This window comes from Mycobacterium sp. ACS1612, assembly GCF_001667505.1.
Taxonomy (GTDB): Bacteria; Actinomycetota; Actinomycetes; order Mycobacteriales; family Mycobacteriaceae; genus Mycobacterium.
The window spans coordinates 140,646-156,869 of record NZ_LZHZ01000004.1 but is presented as its reverse complement, the minus strand read 5'-3'; the positions used below and the strand labels follow the sequence as shown (position 1 = coordinate 156,869).

18 protein-coding genes and 1 pseudogene are annotated in these 16,224 nt (G+C 64.2%); 12 read left to right on the top strand and 7 right to left on the bottom strand.

The features are described from left to right. Positions 1 to 3: 3 nt before the first annotated feature. The 8 genes from A5724_RS01995 to A5724_RS01960 are packed head-to-tail and all read left to right on the top strand — an operon-like array spanning position 4 to position 8,892. Positions 4 to 1,194, top strand: coding sequence for an MCE family protein (locus A5724_RS01995; protein WP_067795336.1), 1,191 nt, complete (start codon positions 4 to 6; stop codon positions 1,192 to 1,194). A 31-nt stretch (positions 1,195 to 1,225) separates the two neighbouring features. Then, positions 1,226 to 2,260: an MCE family protein gene (locus tag A5724_RS01990; protein WP_067795333.1), complete on the top strand. Its 1,035-nt coding sequence runs from the start codon at positions 1,226 to 1,228 to the stop codon at positions 2,258 to 2,260. Then, the gene (locus tag A5724_RS01985; RefSeq protein ID WP_067795330.1) at positions 2,253 to 3,299 is read left to right on the top strand and encodes an MCE family protein; all 1,047 of its coding nucleotides are present in this window, start codon (positions 2,253 to 2,255) and stop codon (positions 3,297 to 3,299) included. The genes A5724_RS01990 and A5724_RS01985 overlap by 8 nt, the downstream gene beginning before the upstream one ends. Beyond that, complete coding sequence (locus tag A5724_RS01980; RefSeq protein ID WP_067795326.1) at positions 3,296 to 4,741, top strand: virulence factor Mce family protein; 1,446 nt, start codon at positions 3,296 to 3,298, stop codon at positions 4,739 to 4,741. The genes A5724_RS01985 and A5724_RS01980 overlap by 4 nt, the downstream gene beginning before the upstream one ends. After that, on the top strand, positions 4,738 to 5,934 hold the full coding sequence (locus A5724_RS01975; RefSeq protein WP_067795323.1) for an MCE family protein: 1,197 nt from the start codon (positions 4,738 to 4,740) through the stop codon (positions 5,932 to 5,934). Before A5724_RS01980 ends, A5724_RS01975 begins: the two co-directional genes overlap by 4 nt. Next, entirely contained in the window at positions 5,934 to 7,712 is a 1,779-nt protein-coding gene (locus tag A5724_RS01970) for a virulence factor Mce family protein (RefSeq protein WP_067795320.1), read from the top strand. The genes A5724_RS01975 and A5724_RS01970 overlap by 1 nt, the downstream gene beginning before the upstream one ends. Further along, on the top strand, positions 7,709 to 8,404 hold the full coding sequence (locus A5724_RS01965) for a mammalian cell entry protein (protein WP_082964799.1): 696 nt from the start codon (positions 7,709 to 7,711) through the stop codon (positions 8,402 to 8,404). The genes A5724_RS01970 and A5724_RS01965 overlap by 4 nt, the downstream gene beginning before the upstream one ends. Further along, positions 8,404 to 8,892, top strand: coding sequence for a mammalian cell entry protein (locus A5724_RS01960; protein ID WP_067795314.1), 489 nt, complete (start codon positions 8,404 to 8,406; stop codon positions 8,890 to 8,892). Before A5724_RS01965 ends, A5724_RS01960 begins: the two co-directional genes overlap by 1 nt. Here A5724_RS01960 and A5724_RS01955 read toward each other — a convergent pair. The 5 genes from A5724_RS01955 to A5724_RS01940 all read right to left on the bottom strand — a co-directional run bounded on the left by A5724_RS01955 (position 8,879) and on the right by A5724_RS01940 (position 11,861). Continuing rightward, entirely contained in the window at positions 8,879 to 10,345 is a 1,467-nt protein-coding gene (locus A5724_RS01955) for a trehalose-6-phosphate synthase (RefSeq protein ID WP_067795311.1), read from the bottom strand. The genes A5724_RS01960 and A5724_RS01955 overlap by 14 nt on opposite strands. After that, positions 10,346 to 10,510: a hypothetical protein gene (locus A5724_RS33530; protein ID WP_101951790.1), complete on the bottom strand. Its 165-nt coding sequence runs from the start codon at positions 10,508 to 10,510 to the stop codon at positions 10,346 to 10,348. Between the two features lie 45 nt (positions 10,511 to 10,555). Next, a complete protein-coding gene (locus A5724_RS01950; RefSeq protein WP_067795309.1) occupies positions 10,556 to 10,909 on the bottom strand; it encodes an intersectin-EH binding protein Ibp1 in 354 nt (117 codons plus the stop codon). A 119-nt stretch (positions 10,910 to 11,028) separates the two neighbouring features. Next, a complete protein-coding gene (locus A5724_RS01945) occupies positions 11,029 to 11,391 on the bottom strand; it encodes a hypothetical protein (protein WP_067795306.1) in 363 nt (120 codons plus the stop codon). A gap of 125 nt (positions 11,392 to 11,516) precedes the next feature. After that, positions 11,517 to 11,861: an intersectin-EH binding protein Ibp1 gene (locus A5724_RS01940; RefSeq protein ID WP_067795703.1), complete on the bottom strand. Its 345-nt coding sequence runs from the start codon at positions 11,859 to 11,861 to the stop codon at positions 11,517 to 11,519. 215 nt (positions 11,862 to 12,076) lie between these two features. On the opposite strand from A5724_RS01940, the gene A5724_RS01935 reads away from it, so the two are divergent. From A5724_RS01935 to A5724_RS33525, 4 genes and pseudogenes are all read left to right on the top strand, one after another. After that, positions 12,077 to 13,042: an enoyl-CoA hydratase gene (locus tag A5724_RS01935; protein ID WP_156752087.1), complete on the top strand. Its 966-nt coding sequence runs from the start codon at positions 12,077 to 12,079 to the stop codon at positions 13,040 to 13,042. Positions 13,043 to 13,086: 44 nt separating this feature from the next. Beyond that, positions 13,087 to 13,923, top strand: a complete 837-nt coding sequence (locus A5724_RS01930) for an SDR family oxidoreductase (protein WP_067795303.1) — start codon at positions 13,087 to 13,089, stop codon at positions 13,921 to 13,923. 259 nt (positions 13,924 to 14,182) lie between these two features. Continuing rightward, a pseudogene (locus A5724_RS32765) lies at positions 14,183 to 14,372 on the top strand (hypothetical protein); the annotation flags it as partial. A gap of 157 nt (positions 14,373 to 14,529) precedes the next feature. Continuing rightward, on the top strand, positions 14,530 to 14,919 hold the full coding sequence (locus tag A5724_RS33525; RefSeq protein ID WP_156752086.1) for a hypothetical protein: 390 nt from the start codon (positions 14,530 to 14,532) through the stop codon (positions 14,917 to 14,919). Here A5724_RS33525 and A5724_RS01920 read toward each other — a convergent pair. After that, complete coding sequence (locus A5724_RS01920; protein ID WP_067795296.1) at positions 14,916 to 15,800, bottom strand: NAD(P)-dependent oxidoreductase; 885 nt, start codon at positions 15,798 to 15,800, stop codon at positions 14,916 to 14,918. The genes A5724_RS33525 and A5724_RS01920 overlap by 4 nt on opposite strands. Before the next feature lie 45 nt (positions 15,801 to 15,845). Continuing rightward, positions 15,846 to 16,172, bottom strand: coding sequence for a DUF732 domain-containing protein (locus A5724_RS01915; RefSeq protein ID WP_067795293.1), 327 nt, complete (start codon positions 16,170 to 16,172; stop codon positions 15,846 to 15,848). Positions 16,173 to 16,224: the final 52 nt, after the last annotated feature.

Genomic DNA, 16,224 nt, shown 5'->3' with positions numbered 1-16,224 from the left:
GTCGTGTCGAGGACTGCCGCGATCAGGATCGCCGCCGCTGTGTTGGCGTCGATCATCGTGGCGTTCACGGTGTTCACCTATTTGGCATACAGCGCCGCGTTCACCCCCACCGATTCCGTGACGGTGACGTCGCCGCGCGCCGGTTTGGTGATGGACAAGGAGGCCAAGGTCAAATACCGCGGTGTTCAAATCGGCAAGGTCGAAGACATCGCCTATACCGGTGATCAGGCGAAGTTGACGCTGGCGATCAACCGCGACCAGCTGCATTACGTCCCGTCGAACGCGTTGGTGCACATCGGCAGTACCACCGTGTTCGGTGCAAAGTCGGTGGAGTTCATTGCACCGCCGCGGCCGGACCGCACGGCGCTGCGGCCTGGCGCAAACGTCGAGGCTCAGTCGGTACAGCTGGAAGCCAACACGTTGTTCCAGACACTGACCGACGTGCTGCACAAGGTCGACCCGATACACCTGAATGCAACCCTGTCGGCGATCGCCGAGGGATTGCGTGGTCGTGGTGACGACTTCGGCGCGGGCCTTACGGGGTTGAATCAGTTTCTGGCGCAGGTGAATCCAAAGCTGCCAACGGTTGAGTCGGAAATCGCCCAGACAGCGCAGGTCGCCAACATCTACGGTGATGCGGGCCAGGATCTCGTCACTGTGATCAACAACGTGCCGACGATCAACCACACGATCAGCGACGAGCAGGACAACCTGAACGCCACGCTGCTCGCGACAATCGGTTTGGCGAATGAAGGATCCGCCACGCTCGAACCGGGGGCAGACGATTACATCGCGGCGATCCAGCGGTTGCGGGCACCGCTGAAGGTGCTGGGCGACTATTCGCCGGAATTCGGCTGTGTGTTGCAGGGCACCAAGATTGCCGCTCAGCGCGGGGAACGGGTCGTCGGCGGCCTGCATCCGGGCGCAATGGTGAGTTCTAGCTTCGTGCTCGGGGTGCCGTCCTACACCTACCCGGAAAGCCTGCCCATCGTGAACGCGTCCGGCGGGCCGAACTGCCGCGGGCTGCCCGACATCCCCACCAAACAGTACGGCGGCTCCTGGTACAGGGCGCCGTTCCTTGTCACCGACAACGCCTACATCCCGTACGAGCCGTTCACAGAGGTTCAGGTCGACGCGCCAAATACGTTGCAGTTCCTCTTCAATGGTGCATTTGCAGAACGGGACGACTTCTGATGAGCGCTAGCGCGAAGAAGCGGGGGCACTGATGGCCCACCGGGGACTCCTGATCAAGGTGAGCATCTTTGCAGCGATCATGCTGTTGGTATCCGCCGCCTTGGTGGTGATCTTCGGCGAATTCCGGTTCGCTTCCACCAGCACCTACCACGCCACCTTCACCGACGCGTCGCGGCTGAAGAGCGGCAACGATGTGCGCATCGCAGGCGTTCCGGTGGGCAGCGTCAGAGACGTGAAATTGAACCCCGACAACACCGTCGACGTCGCGTTCACCGTCAACAAGAAGTTCCAGATGTACACGTCAACGCGTGCGGTGATCCGATACGAGAATCTGGTTGGCGACCGCTACATGGAAGTCACCTCGGGTCCCGGTGAACTTCGGAAGTTGCCGCCGGGCGGCACGGTCAACATCGACCACACCGAGCCCGCACTGGATCTCGATGCCTTGCTCGGCGGGCTGCGTCCCGTGGTCAAAGGCCTCAACGGGACGCAGGTCAACCAGCTCAACAATGCGATCCTCGAGCTCTTGCAGGGCCAGGGTGGTGCGTTGGCGCAATTGCTTTCCGACACTGGAACATTCAGCCAATCCCTGGCCGATCGCTATCAGGTGATCTCGGAAGTGATCCACAATCTCAATGAGGTGCTGGGCGCCATTGACGGGAAGAGTGCGCAGTTCGATGCCAGCGTGGACCAGCTCCAAAAGCTGGTCAGTGGATTGGCGCAGGGCCGCGACCCGATCGCCGGGGCCATTCCGCCACTGGCATCCGCTGAAAATGATCTGACCGACCTGCTGGTGAACTCACGCCGGCCGGTGCAGGGCATACTCGAAAACCTTCGCCCATTGGCTACCGAGCTCGACAACCGCAAGGGAGACGTCAACAAGGTCATCGAACCGCTCGCCGAGAACTATCTGCGGCTCAATTCCCTTGGCGCATACGGGTCGTACTTCAACTATTACATCTGCTCGGTGTCGCTCAAGTTCAACGGACCAGCGGGCAGCGACATCTTCCTGCCAATCGGCGGCGTCCCGGATCTGTCGAAGGGCAGGTGCTCCGACAATGGATAAGACGCTGCGCTCAGGCATCTTCGGGCTGGTGATCGTCATATGTGTGTTGATCGTCGCGTTCGGTTACACGACGCTGCCTTTCTATCCGCAAGGCAAGCCATACGAGGCTTACTTTGCCGATGCCGGCGGCATTTCGCCGGGTAATGACGTCAACGTCTCCGGCATTGCGGTCGGTAAGGTGACCGGGGTTGCACTCGCGGGCGACGTCGCAAAGGTGACGTTCACCGTCAACCGCAAGGTTCGGCTGGGTGATCAAACGCTGGCATCGATCAAGACCGACACTGTACTGGGTGAGCGGTCGCTAGCGGTGACCCCGCGCGGCGGCGGGTCAGTGACATCAATTCCCTTGAAGCGCACTACAGTTCCGTACACGCTGAACATGGCGCTGCAGGATCTTGGTCAGAATTCCGCCGAACTCGACAAGGGACAGTTGAACCAGGCGTTGAGTGTGTTGACCGAATCCCTACGCGATGCAACCCCGCAACTGCGTCGAACACTGGACGGAGTGGCCTCGTTGTCCCGCAGCATCAACGCCAATGATGAGGCATTGGGCGAACTGTTGGCCCACGCGCAGTCGGTGACCAAGGTGCTCGCCGACCGGGCCAACCAGGTGAACCAGCTCGTCACCGACGGCAATCAACTATTCGCCGCGCTCGACGAGCGCCGTACCGCGCTGAGCAACCTGATCGCCGGCATCGACGACGTCTCACGCCAACTTTCGGGATTCGTGGCCGACAACCGCCGCGAGTTCGGCCCGGCGCTGACGAAGTTGAACCTCGTGCTGGACAATCTCCTCGAGCGCCGCGAGCACATCAGCCAGGCGATTCGCCGGTTGCCGCCGTATGCCACCGCCCTCGGCGAATCGGTCGGTTCGGGTTCGGGCTTCAACGTCAACCTTCCCAACGCTGTACCGAATATTGCTCAGCAGGAGCTGTTGCTGGACCTCTACTTCCAACCGGGCAAGGTTCCGGACAGCCTCGCCGACTTCATCCGCGGATTCATCGACGAGCGGTTGATCGTAAGGCCAAAGTCGCCATGAGCCGCTGGCTGCGTTATGGAGTCATCGGTGCCCTGGTGGTGGCACTGATCGGTGGCATCTACGTGGTGTGGCCGCGCGTCGGGACGTACCGCGTGGTCGGCTATTTCACGTCGGCAACCGGCCTGTACCCGGGGGACGAGGTCCGCGTCGTCGGCGTGCCGGTCGGCTCGATCGAATCGATCTCGCCGGAAGCCGATTCGGTCAAAATCACGATGCGGGTGCAAGACAGTATCAAGTTGCCCGCCGATGCCCGCGCGGTCGTCATTGCACCGAATATCGTTGCGGCCCGGTTCATTCAGCTCACCCCCGCATTCAAGGGCGGTCCGGCGATGAAGGACGGCGGCAGTATCGCGCTGCAGCGCACCGCTGTGCCGGTGGAGTGGGACGAAGTGAAATCCGAGCTGACGCAACTCAGCCAGCAGCTCGGACCGCGGGCCGGCCAGGTTCAAGGCCCGTTGGGAGCGTTCATCGATCAAGCCGCCGACACCTTCGACGGCAACGGTGATTCGTTCCGACGAGCCCTGCGCGAGTTGTCGCAGACCGCAGGGCGGTTAGGTGACTCACGCACCGATCTGTTCGGAACGGTCAAGAATCTGCAGATTCTGATCGACGCGCTGTCGCGCAGCAACGATCAAATCGTGCAATTCAGTGGGCATTTGGCCTCCGTGTCGCAGGTGCTGGCCGAGAGCTCCGCGGGTTTGAACGACACCCTCGGCACGCTCAACCAGGCCCTGTCGGACATTCGCGGCTTCCTCAACGAGCACAACTCGACCCTGATCAGCAGCGTGAACAAGTTGACCGACTTCACCACCCTGCTGTCGAACCAGAGCGACGACCTCGAGCAGTTACTGCATGTCCTTCCGAACGCGATGGCGAATTTCTACAACATCTACAACCCGGCCCAGGGCACCGCGAATGGTCTGCTGAGCCTGCCGGAGTTCACGAACCCTGTGCAATTCATCTGCGCAGATTTCGACGGCGCGGGCCAACCCGACAACTACAAGCGAACCGAAATCTGTCGCCAGCGGATGGCTCCCGTGCTGCGGCGGTTGATGATGAACTACCCGCCCATCATGGTGCACGGAATCAACACGATCACTGCGTACAAGGGTCAGGTCATCTATGACACCCCGGCGACGCAGGCCAAGGCGCAGACCTACATCCCGTATCTGCAGTGGGTACCGTCCGACGGTCGGTACCCGCCTCGATCCGGCGAGGGCGGTGATGTCAGTTCGTTGCTCCTGCCACCAAATCCGGCTCCTGGCCCACCGCCACCGGCGCAGCCGTACACGCTCGGCCCAGTAGTGCCCCCGGCAGGACCGCCGCCGGACGCGCCGGCCCCTGCTGCGGCCGGTCCGCTCCCCGCGGAGGCGCCGTTCCCGGCCGACGCCGTACCACCCATGCAGCCGGTCGGCCCGCAACAACCTGGAGGCGGCGGATGACAAAGTCGATGAGCCTCAACATCGGCCGCGCAACGCGCCGCACGGCAGCCATCGGTTCGGGTGCCGTACTCTTGGCCGGCTGCCAATTCGGTGGACTGAACTCGCTGAACATGCCGGGCACCGTCGGCCATGGCGCCGGCTCGTACTCGATAACAGCGGAGCTGCCGGATGTGGCCACGCTGCCGCAGAATTCGCCGGTGATGGTCGACGACGTCACCGTCGGCAGTGTGTCGGGCGTAGAGGCCGTTCAGCGTGCGGATGGCAGCTTCTACGCCGCGGTGAAACTGTCCCTGGAACGCGACGTCAAGTTGCCGGCCAACGCGATCGCAAAAGTCGGGCAGACCTCGCTATTGGGCTCGCAGCATGTCGAGCTGTCGGCGCCTGTGGGCCAGCCGCCGGTCGGGGAGCTGCGTGATGGGTCGCGGATCCCGCAGAGCCAGGGCGGCCGTTTCCCGACCACCGAGGAAGTGCTGTCCGCGTTGGGTGTCGTCGTCAACAAGGGCAACCTCGGGGCGCTGCAAGACATTACCCAGGAAGTCTCGGCCGCGGTGGCCGGCCGCGAAGGCCAGTTCGCCGACTTGATTCCGCGGCTCGCCGAGCTGGCCGCCTCGTTAAATCGGCAGACCGACGACATCATCAATGCCGCCGAAGGGCTCAACCGGTTCGCCGGAATGCTCGCCCACCAAAAGGACAGCCTGGACCGCACCCTGGACACGCTTCCCGGAGCGTTGAAGGTGCTCAACGACAACCGCGCCAACATAGTCGACGCGTTCGCTGGGCTGCGCAGGCTCGCCACAGTCGGGGCACGCATCCTCTCGGAGACGAAGAGTGATTTCGCCGCGGAAACCAAGGATCTGTACGCAGTCATCAAGCCGGTCAACGACAACCGTTCGGCGCTGGTGGACTCCCTGGACTTCCTGGCGACCTTCCCTTTCCCGGGTAAGAACTTGAAGCGCGTGGCCAGGGGCGACTACTTCAACATCTGGGAGGTTTTCGACCTGACCCTCCGCCGGCTTGGCGAGACGATATTCACGACGTCGCTGGGCTTGGACCCGAACATGAAGCACCTCGACGAAGTGGTCAACCCGCCCGACTTCCTGGTCGGGGAGATGGCGAACCTCTCGGGGCAGGCCGCCGATCCGTTCAAGATTCCCGCCGGTACCGCATCGGGTCAGGAGGTGCCACCCCAGTAATGCTGAACCGAACTGCGCGAATCCAACTCGCGGTCTTCGCCCTCGTGACGGTGCTCACCGTCGCGGCGATCGCGATGTTCTACCTGCGCGTCCCGGCTCGGCTGGGAATCGGCGCGTATGAGGTCACGGCGAACTTCGCCGCAGGCGGTGGCCTGTATCAGAACGCCAACGTCGCTTTCCGCGGAGTGCAAGCGGGACGCGTGGAGTCGGTGAAGCTCACTGACGATGGCGTCGCCGCGCGGTTGCGGCTCAACAGCGACATCAAAATCCCGGCGAATTCGACCGCGACGGTCAAGAGCGTCTCTGCGGTCGGCGAACAGTATGTGGATTTCGTGCCGCCCGAGCATCCGTCGCAGGCGGTGCTGGGTGATGGTTCCGTCATCCCGAAGGAGCGCACAGCGATCCCGCAGGACGTCGCCGACCTGTTGCACCAGGCCGACCAATTGGTGAGCAGCCTCAACAACACCCGCCTTCAGGACGTGCTGCGAGAAACGTTCAAGGCGTTCAACGGCTCTGGGCCGGAACTTGCTCGCCTGATCCAATCAACGCGGTCGTTGGTCGACGAGGCCAACTCGAGCTGGCCGCAGACCTCGGCGCTCATCGACCAGGCCGGGCCCTTCCTGGACGCTCAGATCCGTAGCGGCGACGACATCCGGTCCTTCGCCGACGGGCTTGCGCGCTTGACGACGGAGGTGGCCAACGCCGATCCTCAGGTGCGGTCGCTGCTGTCGAACGCGCCGTCGGCGGCCGAGGCGGCCAGTCAGACGTTCGAGGGCATTCGCCCGTCGTTCCCGGTGCTCGCAGCCAACCTGGCCAACTTCGGCCGCATCGGTGTCATCTACAACAGGTCGATCGAACAGGCGCTGGTCATCTTCCCTGCCCTGCAGGCGGCTCTCATCACCATCGGCGGTCAGCTGCCCGCAGATGAAGGCGGCAAACAGGACTTCAAGATCTCTATCAATGACCCGCCTCCGTGCAACGTCGGATTCCTGTCTCCGATGGATATTCGAACGCCTGGCGACACGACGTTGCGGGAGTTGCCGACGGACCTGTACTGCAAGGTGCCTCAGAACGATCCGAGTGTGGTGCGGGGCGCGAGGAATTACCCGTGCCAGGAGTTCCCCGGTAAGCGCGCACCAACGGTTCAGCTCTGCCGGGACCCCAAGGGGTACGTGCCGATCGGCAGCAATCCGTGGCGGGGGCCGCCCATCCCGACTGGGACGCCGGTTACTGACCCACGAAACATCTTGCCGCCGAACAAGTTCCCGTACATACCACCGGAAGCCGATCCCGACCCGGGCTATCCGGTGGCACCGGGTCTGATCCCGCCGGGGATTCAGCCTGGTCCGGGACCTGCGCCGCATCAACCGTGGCCGTATATCCCGCCGCCGAACGACAACGGGCCACCGCCTCCGGCGACCGCGTGGATACCGCCGGCACCGTACCCGGATGCATGGCCGCCGCCGGCGAATCCGCAGCCGCCGTTCATGTTTCCAGGGCCGTACAACCCCGTGGCACCGCCGCCGGGACCGGCACCGGCACCGGCACCTCCGCCGGCGCCCGCCGACCTGCCGCCGTCGGCGGTGAGCCCGCCGCTGGCTTGGGGGCACCTCCCGCCCGGAGGGCAGGGGGATGGAACCGCATACGGCACGTACGATCAGCACACCGGTGTGTTCGTCGACCCGGCAGGCGGTACGGGCGTGTTCGCGGCAGGTGACTCTGACATGCGGCCACAAGAGAATTGGGTAGATCTGATGCTTTATCCGAGGCAGTCGTGACGACGTCCAGTCACACTCGCCCGCCACAGGCTGCGCGCCGTCGCGCATCCAGGGCCGCCGGGCCCGCGAACGGCAAGTCCGCCGAGACCTTTGCCGTGCCTGTAGAGACTCCGGTTTCGGCGGGCACAACCCGTACGCGCAAGCTCGCTACACCTGCGGCACCGGCACGCAGGCCTGCACACCGTCGGATGGTGGCGATTGTCGGCCTCGCGGTCGTGTTCGTCGCGACTGCTGCGCTCGGCGGTGCGGTGGCGGTGATGACCGTCCAGAAGAATCACACGGAAGCCATGCAGGCGCGCAACCAGCGATTCGTCGACACCGCAACGCAGACGGTGGTGAACATGTTCAGCTTCAAGCAGGACACGATCGAGGAAAGCGTCAATTCGCTGTACGACAACACAAGTGGGCCATTGCGCGACATGCTGGGCCATAACAACAACGTCGAGAACCTCAAGGCCATCTTCCGGGACACCGGTGGCAGTTCGGAGGCGGTGATCAACGGCGCCGCGCTGGAAGGTGTTGACGGCATCAGCGGTAACGCGTCGGTGCTGGTGTCTGCGCGGGTCACGGCCAGCGATATGAACGGGAACAACAGGCCGTCGCAGCCTTACCGGTTGCGGATCGTCGTGCATGAGGGAGACGACGGGCGAATGACGGCATACGACCTCAAGTACCCCAACGGTGGGAACTGATGCGCTGGTTGGTGAGCGTCGTCGTGGGCCTACTGACCGCTGCGTTCGTAGGTCTGGCTGCGGTGGGCGGTTTCATGTACTGGCAACGGGTGGAGATGCGTAGTGAGCAGGCCGCCCGGGATGAGCTGGGACCGCTTGCGCAAAAAGAACTCCCTGCCGTGTTCAACTACGACTACAAAACCGTTGAGCGAAGTCTCGACGACGCTTACAAACTGCTCACACCCGATTACCGCAAGGAGTTCGAGAGTAGGGCGAACTCGGACATCATCCCCCAAGCGCGACAACGGGAAGTGGTGAGCCAAGCCAATGTCGTCGGGGTAGGCGTAATGGACGCGCAGCGCAATTCCGCAGCCGTGATGGTCTACCTCAACCGGACGGTATCCGATAAGTCGAGTCGCGAGCGGCCCATCTACGACGGCGTGCGACTACGAGTGGAATACAAGCGCATAGACGGCAAGTGGCTGATCAACTACATCACTCCGATTTAGCGGAGTCCTCTTTGGTGGACGCCAGCGCATCAAGGAACGACCGCGCCCAGCGGTCGACGTCATGTGCGAGCACCTGCCTGCGTAGCGCCCGCATCCGTCGTCGGCCTTCCTCGGGCGTCTGATTCAGCGCCGCCTCGATGGCGTCCTTGACACCCTCGAGATGATGCGGGTTCGTCAGGTACGCCTGGCGCAGTTCGGCTGCGGCGCCGGTGAATTCGCTGAGGACCAGCGCGCCACCCAGGTCACTGCGGCAGGCCACATACTCCTTGGCGACCAGATTCATACCGTCTCGCAACGGGGTGACCAACATGACGTCGGCGGCCACGAAGAACGCGATCAACTCATCACGGGGAACCGGCCGGTGAATGTAATGCACGATCGGATGGCCGATCTCGCCGTACTCGCCGTTGATGTGCCCCACCTGACGCTCGATGTCCTCGCGCATCTCGATGTAGCTCTCGACGCGTTCCCGGCTCGGTGTCGCCAACTGCACCAGGACCGTGTCGTCACGCTTGGCCCTGTCCTCGGCCAGCAGCTCCGAAAACGCCCGCAGCCGAACGTCGATGCCCTTGGTGTAGTCGAGGCGGTCCACGCCAAGCAGGATCTTGCGGGGGTTGCCCAACTCGCTGCGGATGGCGCGGGCCCGCTGCCTGACCGCGCGGGTGCGCGCCTGCTGGTCCAACGCAGCGGAGTCGATCGAGATCGGGAAGGCGCCGACCTTGACGGTACGGAAGCCGACGTTGACTTCGCCGAATTTAGAACGCACGCCGACCGACCCTCGAGACGTGTTCGCCCCGACGAGCCGACGGGCCAGAATCATGAAGTTCTGTGCGCCACCGGGCAGGTGGAAGCCGACGAGGTCGGCGCCGAGCAGGCCTTCGGTGATCTCGGTCCGCCACGGCATCTGCATGAACAGTTCGACCGGTGGGAAGGGGATGTGCAGGAAGAAGCCGATGGTCAGGTCGGGCCGCAGCATCCGCAGCATCTTCGGCACCAACTGCAGCTGGTAATCCTGCACCCACACGGTGGCGCCTTCGGCCGCCACTTTCGCGGTGGCCTCGGCGAACCTTCGGTTGACCGCGACGTACGCGTCCCACCACTCGCGGTGGTAGATCGGCTTGACGATGACGTCGTGATACAGCGGCCACAGCGTCGCGTTGGAGAAACCCTCGTAATACTTGGCGACGTCGTCGGCGGACAGCCGGACCGGACACAGGTACATGTCGTCCTGCTCGATCGGATCCTCGTCGACGTCGGGCACACCTGGCCAGCCGATCCATGCTCCGCGCCGCGGCCGAAGCAGCGGCTCCAGGGCGGTCACCAAACCGCCGGGACTCCGCTTCCATGTCGTGCTGCCGTCAGGCAAGCGCTCCATGTCGATGGGCAGCCGATTGGCCACCACCACAAAGTCCGCATCCCCGGGGCCGTGCGCTTGGCCGCGCCCCGAAGTCACTTACACCTCGAGCTTCGCCGGTCCGATGCCGAGCATGGACAAAAAGATCCGGCATTCGTCGGCGTCATTGGCGTACGCAGCGACAACGCGCCTGGCCTGGCGTGCAGTGCTATCGGCAAGTGGTTCGACGTCACCGATCTCCGCGGGGTCTGATTTCGCAGGCATATGACAACCTTACCGACCCGTTCCCACAGGGGGCGATGCCGTCCGCTACGGGCTCGAACTGACGGTCGAATGCGGCACGGGCTGCGGGCCAAGGGACTCTGATTCCTCGGCCAGCCCGATGCACTCACCGGAGTTGTGGCCGGTGCAGGGGATGCCGCCGATGGCGGGCAGGTCCGGGTTACCGGCGATGCTGCTGAACGCTGCCCCCGAGTTCGGCACGGTGTGGGGCACGCAGGCGCCAGAGTAGAGGTCTTCCTCTTCACCGGCGGGGCACTGGGCCTCCGGCGCCGCCGAGGCGCTGGGAATGGTGACGACGGCCATCGCCGGGGCAGCGGCAAGTACAACTGCGAAGCCGCCGGCAAGGATCAATCGTCGTACTGAAAGCTCAAGGGTCGCCATGTCACGCCTTCTGTAGTTATTGACCATCTCGTCGGGATTCTATGGAAGCTGGCAGGAATCTGCATAAGTTCCACGAGTTCCCTGAGAGGGCGACCCCAGCGCTTGCGGATCGGCTGCCGCTATGGGCTGGCTTCGATGGTGGACCGCGGCACCGGTTGCGGGCCTTCGGCCGCCTCGTCCTCGGCCAGACCTATGCAGGCGGCCGAACTGCGCCCGCCCAGGCAGGGCACCCCTTGGATCTCAGGGATATCCGGATTGGCGGCCGTCGAAGTGAAACCCTCCGGTGAGTTGGGCACCAATAACGGCGTGCAGGACGCGGTGAAGACGTCCTCCTCCTCACCGTCCGTGCAGGCCGCCACCGGCTTGAAATCCGTTGCGTGCGTGGGCTGTGCGACGGTTGCAATGGCCGGAGTGATGGTGATCGCGACCGCGAAGCCGCCGGCGAGAAGCAGGCGTCGGGTGCGCGTCAGGTCTGTCGTCATGACCAGAATTCTACGAATGCTGAAAGAAACCCGCAGAGATTCTTGGTGTTCGCTGGGAATGGGTTGGGTCGAAAACGAAAAAGGCCGGGGCACATGGTGCGCCCCGGCCTGTCGTCGGCCCGCGACTACGGGCTCGAGCTGATGGTCGAGTGCGGCACCGGTTGCGGGCCGGCCGCCTGCTCTTCCTCCGAAAGGCCGATGCACTGACCGGAATTGCCTCCGGTGCACGGAATGTTGTCCACCTCCGGCAGACCGCCGGGCGAGGTCACGCCGACCTCAGGCGAATTGGGCACGAGATCTGGGGTGCACTCACCGGTGAAGGTGTCCTCGGATTCGCCACCCGGGCACGCCGCGATGCTCGGTACCGAGTGCGTGGGTGCGGCGATGACGGCCGCCGGCGCGGCCGCGATTGCGACCGCAAATCCGCCGGCAAGGAGCAGTCGTCGCGCTGGAATTTTCAAGGTCGGCATCATCACGCTTTCTGTAGATTTGCTGGTTTTTCGTCGCCCGAAGTTGTGGCGGCAGAGTGGATCTGCTAGCGATGACATTACGCTGCACATGTACAAAACACCGCGTCAAATGGGATAGAAGTGGTGCGCAAGTGCCAATTCTGGAAGGTTGCTGTCAACTAGCTGTGGCACCGCTTCAAACAAGCTAGGTGCGGCACCGTAATGTGCAGTCGTCAATGCTTTCTCGAGCGAACGAGGTGGTCCGCGTGGCAAGCCCCGATCTGACCAGTGCGGACCCTGCAGGCGGTGAAGCGCCCCAGCAGGTGACTTACGAGACTCTCGATGAGGGCCGCATCGCGCGGATCTGGCTGAACCGGCCTGAAGCCCAGAACGCGCAATCGCGAACGCTGTTGGTAGCGCTCGATGAGGCCTTTGGCCGCGCCGAAGCCGACGACGAGGTGCGGGTGGTGATCTTGGCCGCCCGCGGCAAGAACTTCTCGGCCGGACATGACCTCGGGTCGGAGGAGGCGTTGGCCGAGCGCAGGCCCGGGCCCGGACAGCACCCGACCTTCCAGATCAATGGCGCGACACGGTCGGCCGTCGCGGAGAAGACGTATCTGCAGGAGTGGCATTACTTCTTCGAGAACACCCGGCGATGGCGCGATCTGCGCAAGATCACCATCGCGCAGGTGCAGGGCAATGCGATTTCCGCGGCGCTGATGCTGATTTGGGCGTGCGACCTGATCGTCGCCGCAGACGACGCGAAATTCAGCGACGTGGTGGCGGTGCGAATGGGAATGCCCGGCGTCGAATATTACGCCCACCCTTGGGAATTCGGTGCGCGGAAAGCCAAAGAGCTTCTGCTGACCGGTGATTCAATCGATGCAGATGAGGCCTACCGGCTCGGCATGGTGTCCAAGGTGTTCGCCCGCGCGGACCTGGAGGACAAGACGGTGGAGTTCGCGAGGCGGATCGCCGAGCGGCCGACAATGGCGGCGCTGTTGGTGAAGGACTCTGTCAATGCAGCGGCAGACGCCATGGGTTTCACCGAGGCGCTGCGGCACGCGTTCCACATCCACGAACTCGGGCATGCCCACTGGGCGGCGGCCAACGAGAACCGGTATCCCATCGGCTTGCCGCCGAATGTGCCGGACTGGCGGACGCTGGGCGCCCCCAAGCTCGCCCGCCGCGACGAGCCGTGACGTATAACTAGAACCTGTTCTAGTAACCCGGCGGAGGGGCAGCAGTGCAGGTGTCATTGGCGGAGCGAACGGTACTGGTCACCGGCGGTGGCAGCGGGATCGGCAAAGGAACGGCCGCGGCGGTGGTCGCGGCCGGCGGCAACGCGATGCTGGTCGGGCGCAACGCCGACAAGCTGTCGGCCGCCGCCGACGAGATCGGAGCGCTGGGCGGCCCCGGCGCGGTGTTGTACGAACCCGCGGACGTCACCAACGAGGACGAGGTGGCACATGTCGTCGAGGCGGCCACCGCGTGGACCGGCCGGCTGTGGGGCGTGGTGCACTGCGCGGGCGGCAGCGAGACCATCGGCCCGATCACCCAGATCGACTCCGAAGCGTGGCGGCGCACCGTCGACCTGAACATCAACGGCACCATGTATGTGCTCAAGCATTCCGCGCGTGAGATGGTCCGCGGCGGTGGCGGATCGTTCGTCGGCATCTCCTCGATCGCGGCGAGCAATACGCACCGGTGGTTCGGCGCGTACGGGGTCTCGAAGGCGGGCATCGATCACCTGATGCAGTTGGCCGCCGACGAACTTGGCGCATCATGGGTGCGCGTCAACTGCATCCGGCCGGGACTGATCCGCACCGAACTCGTTGCGCCCGTTCTCGATTCGCCAGAGCTGAGCGCCGACTACGCGATCATCACGCCGCTGCCGCGGCCCGGTGAGGTGGAGGACATCGCCAATGCGGCGGTGTTTCTGCTCAGCGACGTGTCGAGCTACATCACGGGCCAGGTGATCAATGTCGACGGCGGTGTCCTGGTACGGCGCGGTCCTGATTACTCGTCGATGCTCGAACCGCTCTTCGGCGCCGACGGCCTACGCGGGGTTGTCTCCGGCTAGCGGAGTTGTCCCCAGGCGGGGATTTCCGAATGGGCATCCTGTCGTCGGTGGTGGCGATGATGGCGTGGCAGTTGGGATTGTCATCGTCCACTGCGCGCACCATCACCACGATCGCGGATCGGTTGAAGGATGCGTTGTTCGCCGAATACACCGCTGGTCAACCGTTGCCGACGGCCCTGGCGGCGTTCATGCGGTTGGTCGAAGCCGGATGGGACGCTGAGGCCGCGCGGCGCCCGCAGAGGGCCAACGCACCACCCGCTGCCCGTATCACCACCGGCTGCATCACAAAGGCGAGATCCACCATCACGGGCCCGCCGACACGCTCGTCGTCACCGACAGGTGACGGCAACCCACTGACCTCGGCATCACTGGCCCGGCAACCGACCAAACCCCCACCCGACGTTTCACCCTGGACCGGGCCACTCGGCGGACGCGCCGACTGGTGGTAGTACGACCCCTACGAACCCAAACCACCACCCAGCGACAACTGAGCCGATAGGCCGAAACGCGCTCGGGCGCAGTCACTGTTTTGACGCCTGCGTCGAAAACGTATGTGTCTCAGTCATTTTGCGTCCGCACATATCTCCGGCGTGGCACCATTCCTGCATGAGTTGGGCGGCGAGGACAGTCGGAGGGTTAGCGCTGATCGCCATGGCCATGGCTTTTGCGGTCGTGCCCGCGAACGCCGACGACCAACCCACCGGCCCAAGTGACCCGGCATGTATGTCGGACCCGACGGACGCCGTGTGTATGGGCGGTCCGTGGGGCATGCCGACCTCGCCTTCGAGCGTCGGTTGCGCAATTGACCCCGGCCAGGGGATATGCCAGGGCGGTCCTTACGATCCCGCACCGCCACCTCCGCCTCCGCCGCCGCCGATGTCGACACCCCCGATGGGGCCGATCGGTGGGATGACCGGGGGGATGGGCATCGGCATGGGCATGCATCCAGGCTTCGACGCCATGCATCCCGGTGGAATGGACGCCGCGCATATCTAGCTGGCGCGTTCACCCGCCTCCCACGCCGCGACCTTGGCGAGCGCAGACCAGTCCAACGCCGCACCACCGCTGGCGAGCAGCGTCAGGAAGCGGTCCCGCAGCAGGCTGGCGATCGGCAACGGCGCCTGCAATGCCTCGCCCGCGGCGAGCACCAAACGGACGTCCTTGGCGCCGAGTTCGGCCGCGAACCCCGCAGGCTCGAACTCCTCCCGCGCGATCAGCCCGCCATACGTCTTGTACACCGGCGCACCGAACAAAGTCGACGTGAGAATCTCGAGGTACTCGGTCTTGTCCACACCGGCCTTGGCAACCAAAGCCATTGCCTCGCTGAGCGATTCGATCACCGATGCGATCAGGAAGTTGCCGCTCAGCTTCACCAGGCTGGCCGCCTTCGGCTCGTCGGAGACGACGAAGGTCTGTTGACCGATTGCATCGAACACCGGTGCAATCGCTTCCACCGCCGCCTTCGCGCCTGCGGCGACCACGAAAAGCTTCGCCGCAGCCGCTGCCTCGGGCCTTCCGAACACCGGCGCCGCGACGAACTGCTGGCCCGCCTCCGCATGCGCTGCCGTCAACTCCTCTGCCAGGGCGACACTGATCGTGCTCGACGACACATGCGTGGCGCCAGGACGGAGCATCGCGACAATTCCGTCGTTGCCGAATGTGACCGCACGAAGCGCCTCGTCGTTGGACAGCATCGTGATCACGATGTCGCCGTCGCACGCGTCGGCCACCGAATTCGCCGGCTTCGCGCCCTGCTCTGCCAGCGCCGCCACCTTGTCCTGTGACCGGTTGTACGCGGTCACCTCGTGGCCGGCCTTCAGCAGATTCCCCGCCATGCCCGCGCCCATGTTTCCCAGCCCGATGAACCCAATCTTCATGGGTCCACCTTGCCGGGTGTTCCTGTGCGCCGCTGGGCGGCGGGGTCAACTCCCGCTGCCGGAGGGCAGTTTGTCCTTGCAGTAGGCGTAGACCGCCAGGCCGCCGAAGTCGGCGGACTTCTGGATCGACCACTTGGTCTTCTTCGTCAGCATGTTCAGCGCGTCGTTGACGGTGCCGCCGTGCTCGAGGATGTCGCACGTCGAATGGGCCAGGCTCAGCGCCTGGTCTGGCGAACTCACCGAGACGCCTTTCTGCTGCAGTCCCTTGAGGAACGCCTGGTCCAACTGATCATCGGCGGAGGCCGGCGCCGCGAGCGCCGTGGCCGTGCCCACTGCGAATGCGACCGCCGCCAGCAGGTGCTTCTTTCTCATCTGTCTCCCCAGTAACGTCCCCGGCCAACCAGCAGCGTACGTCAGCAAAGGA